This window comes from Vibrio sp. 1CM23M, assembly GCF_023161755.1.
In the GTDB taxonomy this organism is placed as follows: Bacteria; Pseudomonadota; Gammaproteobacteria; order Enterobacterales; family Vibrionaceae; genus Vibrio; species Vibrio coralliirubri.
In genome coordinates, this window is sequence record NZ_JALNTR010000003.1 from 732,320 (window position 1) to 745,289 (window position 12,970).

Annotated in this window: 10 protein-coding genes and 7 tRNA genes; 3 read left to right on the forward strand and 14 right to left on the reverse strand. The window is 43.8% G+C overall.

The genetic code is table 11. The features are described 5' to 3' along the window. Nucleotides 1–345: 345 nt before the first annotated feature. Entirely contained in the window at nucleotides 346–1,650 is a 1,305-nt protein-coding gene (locus MSG35_RS14155) for a dicarboxylate/amino acid:cation symporter (protein WP_248384355.1), read from the forward strand. 185 nt (nucleotides 1,651–1,835) lie between these two features. Here MSG35_RS14155 and MSG35_RS14160 read toward each other — a convergent pair whose 3' ends face one another. The 3 genes from MSG35_RS14160 to MSG35_RS14170 all read right to left on the reverse strand — a co-directional run bounded on the left by MSG35_RS14160 (nucleotide 1,836) and on the right by MSG35_RS14170 (nucleotide 4,437). Then, entirely contained in the window at nucleotides 1,836–3,221 is a 1,386-nt protein-coding gene (locus MSG35_RS14160; protein WP_048668964.1) for a sensor histidine kinase, read from the reverse strand. Then, nucleotides 3,218–3,883, reverse strand: a complete 666-nt coding sequence (locus MSG35_RS14165; protein ID WP_017062555.1) for a response regulator transcription factor — start codon at nucleotides 3,881–3,883, stop codon at nucleotides 3,218–3,220. Before MSG35_RS14165 ends, MSG35_RS14160 begins: the two co-directional genes overlap by 4 nt. Before the next feature lie 80 nt (nucleotides 3,884–3,963). Continuing rightward, nucleotides 3,964–4,437, reverse strand: a complete 474-nt coding sequence (locus tag MSG35_RS14170) for an NYN domain-containing protein (protein WP_004731130.1) — start codon at nucleotides 4,435–4,437, stop codon at nucleotides 3,964–3,966. Between the two features lie 324 nt (nucleotides 4,438–4,761). Between MSG35_RS14170 and MSG35_RS14175 the strand changes: the two genes are divergently transcribed. Next, a complete protein-coding gene (locus MSG35_RS14175) occupies nucleotides 4,762–5,259 on the forward strand; it encodes a DUF4174 domain-containing protein (protein ID WP_248384377.1) in 498 nt (165 codons plus the stop codon). A gap of 30 nt (nucleotides 5,260–5,289) precedes the next feature. Here the strand turns inward: MSG35_RS14175 and cobA are convergent, their stop codons facing one another. The 9 genes from cobA to MSG35_RS14220 form a co-directional block, all read right to left on the reverse strand. Beyond that, nucleotides 5,290–6,060 carry a uroporphyrinogen-III C-methyltransferase gene (cobA, locus tag MSG35_RS14180; RefSeq protein ID WP_248384356.1) on the reverse strand — a complete coding sequence of 257 codons (771 nt, stop codon included), beginning with the start codon at nucleotides 6,058–6,060 and terminating at the stop codon, nucleotides 5,290–5,292. A gap of 329 nt (nucleotides 6,061–6,389) precedes the next feature. Continuing rightward, a complete protein-coding gene (locus MSG35_RS14185; protein WP_017062558.1) occupies nucleotides 6,390–7,205 on the reverse strand; it encodes a formate/nitrite transporter family protein in 816 nt (271 codons plus the stop codon). 123 nt (nucleotides 7,206–7,328) lie between these two features. After that, on the reverse strand, nucleotides 7,329–7,652 hold the full coding sequence (gene nirD / locus MSG35_RS14190) for a nitrite reductase small subunit NirD (protein ID WP_017066844.1): 324 nt from the start codon (nucleotides 7,650–7,652) through the stop codon (nucleotides 7,329–7,331). Nucleotides 7,653–7,667: 15 nt separating this feature from the next. Then, complete coding sequence (gene nirB, locus MSG35_RS14195; protein WP_248384358.1) at nucleotides 7,668–10,226, reverse strand: nitrite reductase large subunit NirB; 2,559 nt, start codon at nucleotides 10,224–10,226, stop codon at nucleotides 7,668–7,670. A gap of 618 nt (nucleotides 10,227–10,844) precedes the next feature. After that, nucleotides 10,845–10,918 (reverse strand) — tRNA-Cys (locus MSG35_RS14200). A gap of 64 nt (nucleotides 10,919–10,982) precedes the next feature. After that, a tRNA-Leu gene (locus MSG35_RS14205) sits at nucleotides 10,983–11,069 on the reverse strand. Nucleotides 11,070–11,150: 81 nt separating this feature from the next. Next, nucleotides 11,151–11,226: transfer RNA gene (locus MSG35_RS14210), tRNA-Gly, on the reverse strand. Between the two features lie 46 nt (nucleotides 11,227–11,272). After that, nucleotides 11,273–11,346 (reverse strand) — tRNA-Cys (locus MSG35_RS14215). 67 nt (nucleotides 11,347–11,413) lie between these two features. Further along, nucleotides 11,414–11,500: transfer RNA gene (locus MSG35_RS14220), tRNA-Leu, on the reverse strand. A 350-nt stretch (nucleotides 11,501–11,850) separates the two neighbouring features. Here MSG35_RS14220 and MSG35_RS14225 point away from each other — a divergent pair. Next, nucleotides 11,851–12,639, forward strand: coding sequence for a lipase (locus MSG35_RS14225; RefSeq protein ID WP_248384360.1), 789 nt, complete (start codon nucleotides 11,851–11,853; stop codon nucleotides 12,637–12,639). A 75-nt stretch (nucleotides 12,640–12,714) separates the two neighbouring features. Here MSG35_RS14225 and MSG35_RS14230 read toward each other — a convergent pair. Then, nucleotides 12,715–12,788: transfer RNA gene (locus tag MSG35_RS14230), tRNA-Cys, on the reverse strand. A 64-nt stretch (nucleotides 12,789–12,852) separates the two neighbouring features. Further along, nucleotides 12,853–12,939: transfer RNA gene (locus MSG35_RS14235), tRNA-Leu, on the reverse strand. Between the last annotated feature and the right edge of the window lie 31 nt (nucleotides 12,940–12,970).

The following is a 12,970-nucleotide window of genomic DNA, read 5'->3' on the forward strand; positions in this document are numbered from 1 at the left end:
CAGATATTTAGAGAACATTTACGCTTAAAAGTGGTTGTCGCCATCCAGTTTTTTTGAAACTGCGTTATTGGCCAGGTCAATTTGAGGTGTGACGATCAATAAGAAAATCATCTCCTCTTATTTACTACCTTTGAAACGACAAGTTTATGTATAAAACCCTCGCTAAATGTAAAATTATAGTGAATTGTATTGTTGCATTTTGTTGAATTTACACAATTATCAGTGATTCTGATCACATCTATAATTCCAAACTCATTTTTTGTTTTTCGATTTGAACAACCGACTGCTAATCTCCTGCTCACTTTGAAAAGGTATCAAAGTTATAAATAATAAGGAGTGTTCTAAATGAATACCAAGAAACCTATGTCTCTGACTGGTCGAGTAATCCTCGGTATGGTCGTAGGTATATTAACGGGATTTGCCATTCAATCCCTTTTTGCAGACAGCGGATTTGTTAACAACTACATCGTTAACGGACTCTTTGAAGTAGGCGGACAAATCTTTGTCGCCAGTTTAAAAATGCTTGTTGTGCCTCTAGTCTTCGTTTCACTAGTGTGCGGTACAAGTTCTCTTAAAGACTTATCAACTCTTGGCCGTATGGGTGGCAAAACGCTTGCACTTTATATCGGTACTACTGCCGTTGCCATCACTCTAGCATTAACTATCGGTAACCTGTTCCAACCTGGAGCTGGTGCGGATCTTACTGCTGCGAGCTCTTTCAAATCAGCGGATGCCCCTTCTCTGGGCCAAGTAATCATCGACATGTTCCCAACCAACCCTATTCAGGCGATGGCTGAGGGCAAAACGTTACAAGTTATCGTATTTGCAGTGTTGTTTGGTATCGCAATCAGTGCAGCGGGCAAACCCGGTGAACGTATCGCTGCAGTTTTCTCTGATCTAAACGAAGTGATCATGAAGCTAGTTGCGCTACTAATGAACCTTGCTCCTTACGGCGTATTCTTCTTGATGGCGAAACTGTTCTCTGGCCTTGGCTTAGGTGCAATTTGGAACCTAGCAGAATACTTCTTAGTGCTTACTGGTACCCTACTGTTACATGGCTTGGTGACTTACAGTGCGATGCTTAAAGGATTCACAGGTCTTAGTCCGATTACGTTCCTACGTAAGATGGAAGATGCAATCATGTTTGCATTCTCAACTGCATCTTCGAACGCAACAATTCCAGTAACAATGGAAACAGCTAAGAACCGCATGGGCGTAGACAACAAAGTCGCTTCTTTCACAGTACCACTAGGTGCAACTGTGAACATGGACGGCACTGCAATCATGCAAGGTGTTGCGACGGCGTTTATCGCGCAAGCGTACAACATCGACCTTTCAATGGGTGATTACCTAATGGTTATCCTAACGGCGACACTGGCGTCCGTGGGTACTGCAGGTGTCCCTGGTGTTGGTCTTGTTATGCTAGCGATGGTATTGAACCAAGTGGGTCTACCGCTTGAAGGTATTGCTCTAATCATGGGTGTTGACCGCCTTCTTGATATGATTCGTACCGCTGTAAACATCACAGGTGATAGTGCCGTATCTATCATCGTTGCTAAGTCTGAAGGCGCTCTTGATGAGTCTCGCTTCAACGACCCTGCAGCAGGTGAGAAAGAAGAAGAAGTTAAGCTAGCTCGCCAACAGGCATAATCTCGCTTATCTGATGCTCTTGTCTTTGAGTTCTGGCGTAATTAATGGCTACGCCTAGCTCATACCAAAGCGCATAAAGAAAAACGCCACTGCAGATGCAGTGGCGTTTTTTATTGGGTATCGCTTAAGTCAATACAACTGAGTTGAGATAATTAGCTATTTAACGTACTTCGCATTAGAGAAAGCTAATCACCGATTGGGAACATCAAGTTTACTCTCAGTCCCCCACCTTCTCTATTCTCAGCGGTTACATGCCCATTCATCACACCCATCGCTTCTTTAACAATCGCAAGGCCTAAGCCGTAACCGCCAGACTGTTTGTCTCTGGCTGATTCTATTCGTGTAAACGGGTCGAATATACCTGCAATCTTGTTATCAGGAATGCCATCACCGTCATCTTCTACAGATATGACACTGTAACGTTTATCTATGACCTGTTCATATGTCGTCACGACAACATGAGCGTTCTCACCTGCGTATTTAATGGCATTCCCGACCAAGTTACCAATGACTCGAAGCAGTAGCCTCTCATCAACGTTCACCATTGATGTCGGCGTCTCTAGGGAACCAATCAAAGTTTGATTTGGTTTTAAATCATTTTGCATCTGCGCGATCAACATTGAACAATAGTGCTCAAGGTGCATTAAGCTTAACTTGGAGTCATAGCGAGAGGTTTCTAAGCGGCTAAATTCAAGTATCTCCCCCACCAACTTGTTCATCTCTTCTGTTTCATTTTCCATTCGTTCTAGCAAACCAATGCTTTTATCATCAACCTTGCTGCGCAGCAGGTGCAGTGCCAGGTTTTGCCTTGCTAATGGCGTTCTTAACTCGTGTGACACATCACGAATCAAACGACGTTGCTTTTCAGCCAGCGATTTAATCTCAAAGGTCATATGATCAAAATCGTGTGCAAGCTCGTTGAACTCTCGCGTGGTGGAATTTAACTCCGACACCACACTAACAGTGAAGTCACCTTGAGCCAGTCTGCGGCTCGCTTCTCTCAACCTGTCCAACGGTTGCTGCAGGCTTTTGGCCATGATAATCGAGAACAGAGACAAAACGACCAATGCAATCAAAGCTTTAAGCATATAGGAGTATGGGGCAAAAGATTTAGCGGGGTGAAACTGGTGCGGTAGTTGGATAACCAGTGTTTTCCCGTTATCCAGTGGCAGACCGAAGATCGGCTTACTCACTCGATCACTAAGTTGGTGATCTAACGTTCTTAAGTATTTGAGCTTAAATTCAAAATGCGGGTGCATGTGACGATGCGTGATCGGGCGATTGTCTTTATCAATGACGAACAGATAATACTGCTGAGCATTACCCCAGTCCGCGAGTTCATCCATGTCCCCTTCTTCAATCAACACATTCGCTTGGTAAGCAAGGTCGAGCATTTCCGCTTTTACCGATTCTGGCACTTTAAGCAGCGCTTTCATCAAGGCTCTTTCTGCTACCCCTTGCAGGATCAAAATACTCACCAAAATGACGGTCAGGTAACTGAACAGTTGGAAAGTGAGTCCGTCTTTACGCTTAGCAATAAAATCAGGGCAACGCAGCAGTTTTTTACTCATGCTCCAACCGACTCTAGGTAACTGTAACCTTTACCACGAACGGTTTTAATATGTTGCTTAGACAAACCTGCCTGAACGAGCTTTCTGCGTATGTTGCTGATATGCATATCTAAATTACGATCGAAGGGACACAATTCTTTCTTGAGTACATGGATTTGCAAATCAGATTTGGACACAACAATACCGTCATTTTTGACCAAATAATCAAGCAAGTCTTTTTCAGTGCCGGTTAATGGCAAACGAGAGAGTTGTTCACACAAGCCGTGATTAGAGGAAGCTAAAGATTGTCTTTGGCGTTCAAAACCCACTCGGCGCAAGATCACCTTGATACGGGTTAAGAGTTCAGGAACATTGAAAGGTTTAGCTATGTACTGGTCGGCGCCTGCTTGGTAGCCATCGAGCATTGAGGCATCGTCGTTAAGCGCGGTTAGCATAAGAATGGGAGTAGCAAAACGCTGACAAATACGTCTTGCTACTTGAATGCCGCTTAAGTTAGGAAGCATTACATCGAGTAGAACCAAATCGACAGGGTGGGATTGAATAAACTCAAGCGCGGATTCACCGCAATGAACAGTATCAACGTGATACCCCTCATTTTCTAACACTTCACCCAGTAATTCACACAACTGAATATCATCATCAACAACTAAAACGCGAGACATTGGACATACCGATAAATAAGAACTGTTTGCATTCTAATTATCGTTATTATTGATTTCAATTATAAAGTGCCCGATTTCCTTTATAGAAGAAAATCTTTTTCAATCGGTACAAATTTTGAGGCAGAATCGATAAGATTTTGAGCAGTTAACCCCGGAACACCATACACTTCAACTGGCTTGCCAAAACGCTCTTTGATTCGTTCTACAAGGATTTCGAAGTCACCGTCTCCTGATACCAAAACAATCGTATCAACCGTCTCAGCAAGTTCTATCGCGTCTAACGCAATACCCACATCCCAATCGCCTTTTGCACTGCCATCTCGACGCTGAATAAACGGCTTTAATTTCACATTAAAGCCCACACCACGAAGGATATGGTGAAATTGACGCTGCTTTGGATCTTGGCTTGAGATTGCGTAAGCATTAGCTGCAACAACGTTACGCCCTTCCGTGGCAACATACCAAAACTGGTTATAGTCGAAGTTAGAACGGTATTTGTCGCGCGTCGTGTAGTAAACGTTCTGAACGTCGACCAAAATTGCTATGTTTTCCATAAATTCATACCTTTAGATTTTCCGTATACCCTATTCTATTCAATTGTAAAATGCGAGTCGCTTTACTCAATAAAAATGAACCTGCCAGCTATCGTTAACGTAAACCTAATATCTTTAGCGTAAAGCTAAGTGTCTTTAACGTAATCCTAACTATGCTTATTGTAAGTGGGTTTGTTTTGAACGTTTCTTAGGTGGTTCTGATCTTCACCTTCTTCTTTACGTAGCATTCAAATCGTGCTCAGGCTTAGAGCTTTTAAAGGGAGGTTGGCAATGATGCACCGACAAACACACAAATCGAACGTAAGCATCGACACAACCAAAGCGATGCAAACTTTAAATCAACCATCAAACTCTGGTGGCTGGTTTAGTTTGCTTAAACTACTGACCATCAGCACGGTATTAATCATGAGCTTAGCCATCAATTCTGTACTCGCCTACCCTGCCTATTCACATTCAAAACCGTTACCGCATCGTAGCGTGATCTACTTTGCACCAAAAGAAGATTCCGTCGTCAAAGAGTTTCTCAATGAAGTGTTGATCAACAACTGCCAATTGGACGAGCGTGATGTGGTTATCATGGTGATTGCAGAGAGTGGCTACACCGTACCCACTTGGTTAGAAGAAGAGTTCAACTTAGAGGCTGTAACCAGCGTTTATGAGATCCCTAAAGGGTCACACACCGCGGTATTGATTGGTAAAGACGGAAAAGAGAAGCACAGATGGAATGGTAAGACAGACTGGCAGAAAATCACCAATATCATCGACGAAATGCCAATGCGCCAACAAGAAATGCAGCGACAAAGTAGCCGCTGCAGTATTTAATTCTATACAATTCGATTAAGCGTGACTTGGTTACTTGTTAAACCAATCAAGTTTTTCATGAAGCTGAGCCACGCTGCCAACAACGATCAAAGCTGGGCTTTTCGCGACACTCGCAAGGTTAGCTAAGTCACTCAATCCACCTCGATACACCTTCTGTTCTTGGCGAGTACCGTTTTCGATAATCGCTACAGGCATGTCTGCTCGCATACCGTTATCCAGTAAGTTCTTCTGAATGTTTGGGCTCTCTTTTAACCCCATGTAAAACACAATTGTATGGTTGTGCTGAGCAAGAGATTGCCAGTCAATATCTTCGCCGTCTTTCTTAAGGTGACCGGTAATAAACTGAACGCTTTGCGCATGGTCACGGTGCGTCAACGGAATACCCGCATAAGCCGTTGCGCCTGCAGCAGCTGTGATGCCCGGAATTACTTCAAATCTAACGTCATTTTCAGCCAGTGTTTCACACTCTTCCCCGCCACGACCAAAGATAAATGAGTCTCCACCTTTAAGGCGTACTACATGCTTATTCTCTTGTGCTTTAGTGACCAACAGTTGGTTGATCTGATCTTGAGGTACGCAGTGATGATCGAGCTTTTTGCCCACATACAGCATTTCCGCTTCTGGGTTAGCCATCGCCAAGATATCTTTTGATACCAAGCGGTCATAAACCAAAACGTCTGCTTGTTGAATCACTCGTGCTGCTTTTAGCGTAAGTAAGTCTGGGTCGCCCGGACCTGCACCTACTAATGAAACAAATCCTGTGTTTCCTGTTTTAACATTCGATGGCGATACTTCTGACATGCTTTGCTCCGAAAGTTAGCTTGTTATATTTCAAGCTTAATTCTGTATGACGATTCATCATTGTATGAATCACCAATATCCCTACTTCTTAGACTATCAGTTGTTGCCATAAAACTTCACGATTAATTCTAATCAAGATAGAAGTTTATATAACAAAACAATCTATTACGTTGGAAAACCCTGACATTTGCACCATCATCAAGCACACATTGCTCGCCTTAGGTGCACCATTATCAAAAGTAGAGAGTGTTAAGATCAAAAAAGCCCCAACTCAACAGCTTGGGGCTTAACACACATTATTAGTTGCTCATTAACCTAGAGCTATCTAATTACTTAGCGCCTAGAGAAGGAGCTGTTTTAGCATGAGTTAGGTATAGAGGAACACACGTCATTAGTAGACCACCAACGATGTTACCTAGGATTGTTGGGATAAGGTTGAAGTTCAACCATGTCGCGATACCGAAATCAGCGCCAAGAATCATACCTAGTGGGAATAGGAACATGTTTACTACTGTGTGCTCGAACACTAGTGCGAAGAAGATGAAGATTGGGAACCACATCATTGCTACACGGCCAGACACTGTACGAGCAGTCATGTTACCAATCACACCTAGACATACCATTAGGTTACAGAAGATACCGCGTACGAAACACGTGATCCATCCGTCCATGCCCATGTTTTCAAAGCCTAAGCTACGACCTGTAGAAACAGCAATGAATTTTTGAGCAACAGCGTTTGGCTCTAGAGAGAAATTACCTGTTAAAGAAACAGCCACTAGGAAAGCAACAATCAAAGAACCGATAAGGTTACCAAGACCAACAATACCCCAACAACGTAGGATACGGCCCCAAGTGATGCCTGGACGGTTGTCGAATTTAGCCAAAGGAGCAAGGCCGAAAACGCCAGTTACTAGGTCATACCCCATAACACTTAGAATCACGAAGCCAACTGGGAACACTAGTGCGCCAACAAGACCAATGCCTGTTTGTACCATTGCTGTAATTGCAACAACAACCGCTAGAGAAAGGATAATACCAGCCATAGTGCTTCGAATCAGAAGGTCGCGAGTACTTGTTTTAGTTTTCGCTTCACCCACATCAATCATCGTTTGAACGAATTCAGCTGGTTTGTAATCAGGAGACATAATGTTGTCCTTAAAAAAGTAAAATTAAAAGTTAAAATTGGATAGGAAAAGGCTCTAGTTGCCGAGTTAAGGCAATATCGAGAACTAGAACCCTTGAACTATCAAATCTTACTCATCCAAAGATTAAGCAGAGATTTCTACAGCACCTTTGGTAACACGAGCTTTGTACGCTTTCACGTTGAAGTTCTCGTCTTCCATGCACGCACCTGTTGTCAGGTTAAAGCGTTGCTTCTTAAGTGGGCTTGCCACCCAAAGCTCTTCTTTGTGCTCTACAATCAGACCACGTGATAACACGTTAGACTGGAAGTAAGGGTCTGTGTTGCTAATCGCGAATACTTCTTCAGCCTTAGTTGGGCGGAAGACTGCTACTTGCTCACCACCAACCAATGCACAAACACCTGTACCTGGGATAATGTCTTCGATCTTACAAACTTTGGTAAATGCCATGATGTCGTCTCCCAATTAAACCAGTTCAACGTGAAGGATATCGCCCTTCGCTTCAGGGTGTTTCTCAGTGAATGTCGCTGGACGGTGTTGTTCACGGCCATCATCAACAAACACAACGTTCTCATCACGGTCATCAGCATTGATGAAGTGTGCAAAGCGCTTAAGTTGAGCTTCGTCGTTAATTGTATCTGTCCACTCACAAGCAAAGTTATCCACTAGGCCAGCGATATCAGTTTCAAGTTGATCATTGATACCAAGCTTGTTGTCTACAATCACTTCACGTAGGTAATCAACACCACCTTCTAGGTTGTCCATCCATACCGAAGTACGTTGTAGTGGAGCAGCCGTGCGGATGTAGAACATCATGAAACGGTCGATGTATTTGATCAGCGTTTCTTGGTCTAGGTCGCTTGCCAATAAGTCTGCGTGACGAGGTTTCATACCACCGTTACCACATACATACATGTTCCAGCCCGCGTCAGTCGCGATAATACCTAAGTCTTTACCTTGAGCTTCTGCACACTCACGAGTACAACCAGACACACCAAACTTCATCTTATGAGGAGTACGGATGCCTTTGTAACGGTTCTCGATCATCACGCCTAGGCCAACTGAATCTTGAACGCCGTAACGACACCAAGTAGAACCTACACATGTCTTAGCCATACGAAGTGCTTTTGCATAAGCTTGACCTGTTTCGTAACCTGCAGCGATTAACTTCTTCCAGATAGCTGGTAAGTCATCTTTCTGAGCACCGAATAGACCGATACGTTGTGCACCCGTGATCTTGGTGTACAGGTTGTATTCTGCAGCAACATCAGCAAGAACGCTTAGTGCCTGAGGCGTTACTTCACCACCCGCCATGCGAGGGATAACAGAGTAAGTACCGTCTTTTTGCATGTTACCTAGGAAGTTATCGTTGGTATCGTGCAGCTTGACTAGCTCAGGCTTAAGGATGTGTTCACCCCAGCAAGAAGCAAGGATAGAACCCGCTAGAGGCTTGCATACTTCACAGCCGTAGCCTTTACCGTATTTCTCTAGTAGCTCATCGAACGTTTTGATTTCTTCGATGCGAATCAAGTGGAAAAGCTCTTGGCGAGAGTAAGCAAAGTGCTCACACACGTCGTTCTTCACTTCAACACCGGCTTTAGCAAGCTCAGCGTTTAGTACTGAAGTTACTAGTGGAATACAACCACCACAGCCTGTGCCTGCGCCTGTTACTGCTTTGATATCACCGATTGTGTGGTGACCTTCAGCAACCGCTTGAGCGATCTTGCCTTTAGTCACATCGAAACAAGAACAGATAACTGCAGATTCAGGAAGTGAGTCTGCGCCAAGTGTTGGCTTTTCAGTGCCAGCGTGTGCAGGAAGAATCAGTGCATCTGGATGTTCTGGCAGGTCGATTTCGTTCAGCATAAGCTGTAGAAGATCGCCGTAGTCAGAAGTATCACCAACCATTACCGCCCCAAGAAGCTTCTTGTTGTCTTCAGAAACGATTAGGCGCTTGTAAACTTCTTGCTCTTCGTTTTGGTAAACGTAGCTCTTACAACCAGGAGTACGACCGTTTGCATCACCGATAGAACCTACTTTCACGCCTAGAAGCTTAAGCTTCGCAGACATGTCCGCACCTTCAAATGTGCTTTCGTTACCGACAACGTGGTCAACAGCAACTGTCGCCATTTTGTAACCTGGAGCAACAAGGCCGTAGAACGTTTGGTTCCAAGACGCACACTCACCGATAGCGTAGATATCTTTATCAGTCGTTTGACAGTGGTCGTTAATCTCGATACCGCCACGAGGTGCAATACCTAGACCCATTTGACGAGCAAGTTTGTCTTGTGGGCGAATACCAGCAGAGAATACGATGAAATCAGTTTCTAGCTCTGTACCGTCTGCAAAACGCATTACGTTACGAGCTTCAGTGCCTTCAGGAGCAATCTCAAGCGTGTTCTTACTTGTATGTACGTTTACGCCCATACGTTCGATTTTTTGACGAAGTTGGTTACCACCCGCTTGGTCAAGCTGCTCAGCCATTAGCTTTGGAGCAAACTCGACAACGTGCGTGGTTACGCCAAGTGCTTTAAGTGCGCCTGCCGCTTCTAGGCCAAGTAGGCCACCACCAACAACAACGCCAGACTTAGAATTCTTAGCCGTTGCTTCGATTGCTTTCAGATCTTCGATGGTGCGGTAAACAAAACAGTCTTTACCTTCGTTACCTTTGATTGGTGGAACGAATGGGAATGAACCGGTAGCAAGGATAAGTTTGTCGTATTGAATTTCACGACCAGTGCTTGAGTAAACTGTTTTCTTTTCACGGTTAACGTTAATAGCACGTTCGCCGATCAGCATATTGATGCCGTGTTTCTCGTAGAAGCCTTCTTTAACTAAAGAAAGTTCGTCCGCAGTATGGTGTGAAAAATAAGAAGAAAGGTGTACACGATCATAGGCTACGCGAGGCTCTTCACAGAACACCGTAATGTCCATGTTAGCAACATCTGTCTTCTCGACTAAATCTTCGATATAGCGATGACCGACCATCCCGTTACCGATTACGACTAGCTTCATCTTGCTCATAAGAATTCCTGAAGGTTATATATTTCTTAACTGAGCGAATAATGAATTATGAAAGAAAATGAAAATATGATGTAAATCAATTACGAAATCGAACTACCCAAAAGGGGTAGAACAAAAGAGGTAGAAGTGGCTAATTTTAAGCCATAGCAAACGAATAACCATAGATTTGATAAGGTTTAGAGGCGTTTTATAGGCAATTTCACACACAAGCATGCTTGTTGTAATATTTCACAATAGACTAGCAACAACGTAAGTAAATGACAATCATTTTCATTTATAGTCATAAGAAGTGTAATAACTCATGAAAGCGTTACAGGTTCATGAGCAACTGTGTATAAATATGAAGAACTTAATGACGCAAAAGACAGTCGCCCTTTCCATTCCCCACTCATTCCATTCACAAACAGCACGGCGAGTTAACAAATGCTGTTGGTTGTTTAACGAATGATAGATTTACACAAGGAAAAAAACTGCAAAGAAAGTGATCAGATAAGGGCTATGCCCCTAGAGGTGCTACTGATTAGAGAGCATACGTGGAAGTTTGGAGATAGCATGAGGGTTTAGAATTTAAGATAGCAAAAAGGCCAGCATTTCTGCTGGCCTTTCAACGTTGAATAGTGGAGGCGCCTCCCGGAGTCGAACCGAGGTCCACGGATTTGCAATCCGCTGCATAGCCACTCTGCCAAGGCGCCTTCAATAGTGTTTTAAGAGAACAACTCTTTTGATTAATACCAAGCGAGGTAACAATCAAATAGATGGTGCCCCGGGCCGGACTTGAACCGGCACAACGCGAACGTCGAGGGATTTTAAATCCCTTGTGTCTACCAATTCCACCACCAGGGCACGCAATTCTTTATTGCGATGCCGATTACTGAAAAGTAAAAACACCATCTTAATGTCGAAATGAATCAACATTACAAAATTTGGAGCGATACATCGGGTTCGAACCGATGACCTCAACCTTGGCAAGGTTGCGCTCTACCAACTGAGCTAGTATCGCATTTTCATTCTTATTATCTCTTAACTTATCAAACTAAGAGAAAGAATGGAGGCGCCTCCCGGAGTCGAACCGAGGTCCACGGATTTGCAATCCGCTGCATAGCCACTCTGCCAAGGCGCCTTTAATAGTGATTTAAGAGAACAACTCTTTGTTCATCACTCTACTCAAAAAGTAGAAGCAAGATAGATGGTGCCCCGGGCCGGACTTGAACCGGCACAGCGCGAACGCCGAGGGATTTTAAATCCCTTGTGTCTACCAATTCCACCACCAGGGCAACGCAATCATGCGAGGCCGATTACTGAAAAGTAAAAACACCATCTCTCAGCGACCTAAGCCGTGAGAACGAGGTGTACTTTAACGGAACGAAAAAATTCGTCAACAATAAATTTTATCTTTTAATTCAAGTGATTAATTATCGAACTCAAAAGAATAAATTTAATGCAGCTTGTACGGTTCTTATACTTGGATTTCTAATTTAAACGGGCAATTCACTGACAACCATTGGATTCAAATACCGATTCAATGCAGTGATTTTATTGTTTTAAACCAAGCAAATGGCGTTTTCATGTGCATTTCACATTCAACGACTAGAGTTTTAAGTAACTCTTATTAAGAAGTAAACATGTGAAACCACTAAAACGATATCAATATGAGCGCTATGCCGTTCTTTGCAACCTCGCCTACCCTAGAGTTTTTAAACAAACTCGCTATGGTTTTGACCCTAATGGACAACGCATCATCAAGAACCAGTTTGGCAAAACCATGATTCGAGTGTTGTGGAGTAGCGACAAAGATGAAGTGGTTGTGGTTATCAAAGGATCGCACAGTATCTCAGATTGGCTACTGACCTTTGCTCTATGGACAAGAAGCTGCAAAAGAATTGGGCTCAATTATCGTGTGCATGCGGGTTTCTATCATCTGATGTTTCAAGAGAGCCAGCCAAGTCGTAATGAAGATAAGCTTGGCTTAACCGTTATTGAGCGCTTGGAAGCCACGCTCACACCTCTCATCGAACAAGGCAAAAGAGTGTCTATTACTGGCCACTCTTCCGGAGGCGCTATCGGTTGTGTCTTCGCTGATTACTTTGATCAAAGGTACCCAGGCTGTATTAAGCGAATAGTGACTTTTGGCCAACCCGCCATTGGTGACTGGAGCTTTCGAAAGCAATATCGCATGAGTAAGAAGACCTACCGAATTTGCTGTGACATCGACATCGTGACCTTCATGCCACCGGTACCCTTACTCTATTGGCATGTAGGCAAAGTGCTTTGGCTTTATAACGGACGAATCTATGAGAACACCCCTACATTAATCCGCCTTGGTCGCTCCATCTTTAGTTGGTTGATAAGACCTTTCTCTTACCACTTGATGAGCAAGTATATCCGTAACAAAGATTTCTTTGATAAGCATTAAAATGGGTACGTAGGAAGCTTTTAGCGGGGTCAAAAACGAAAAAACCAGTCACTAGGACTGGTTTTTTCTGAATTATGGAGGCGCCTCCCGGAGTCGAACCGAGGTCCACGGATTTGCAATCCGCTGCATAGCCACTCTGCCAAGGCGCCTTCAATAGTGTTTTAAGAGAACAACTCTTTTGATTAATACCAAGCGAGGTAATAATCAAATAGATGGTGCCCCGGGCCGGACTTGAACCGGCACAACGCGAACGTCGAGGGATTTTAAATCCCTTGTGTCTACCAATTCCACCACCAGGGCACGCAATTCTTTATTGCGATGCCGATTACTG

Coding starts and splice junctions, on each gene's coding strand:
- MSG35_RS14155 (WP_248384355.1), top strand. CDS start 346: ATGAATACCAAGAAACCTATGTCTCTGACTGGTCGAGTAATCCTCGGT.
- MSG35_RS14160 (WP_048668964.1), bottom strand. CDS start 3,221: ATGAGTAAAAAACTGCTGCGTTGCCCTGATTTTATTGCTAAGCGTAAA.
- MSG35_RS14165 (WP_017062555.1), bottom strand. CDS start 3,883: ATGTCTCGCGTTTTAGTTGTTGATGATGATATTCAGTTGTGTGAATTA.
- MSG35_RS14170 (WP_004731130.1), bottom strand. CDS start 4,437: ATGGAAAACATAGCAATTTTGGTCGACGTTCAGAACGTTTACTACACG.
- MSG35_RS14175 (WP_248384377.1), top strand. CDS start 4,762: ATGCAAACTTTAAATCAACCATCAAACTCTGGTGGCTGGTTTAGTTTG.
- cobA (WP_248384356.1), bottom strand. CDS start 6,060: ATGTCAGAAGTATCGCCATCGAATGTTAAAACAGGAAACACAGGATTT.
- MSG35_RS14185 (WP_017062558.1), bottom strand. CDS start 7,205: ATGTCTCCTGATTACAAACCAGCTGAATTCGTTCAAACGATGATTGAT.
- nirD (WP_017066844.1), bottom strand. CDS start 7,652: ATGGCATTTACCAAAGTTTGTAAGATCGAAGACATTATCCCAGGTACA.
- nirB (WP_248384358.1), bottom strand. CDS start 10,226: ATGAGCAAGATGAAGCTAGTCGTAATCGGTAACGGGATGGTCGGTCAT.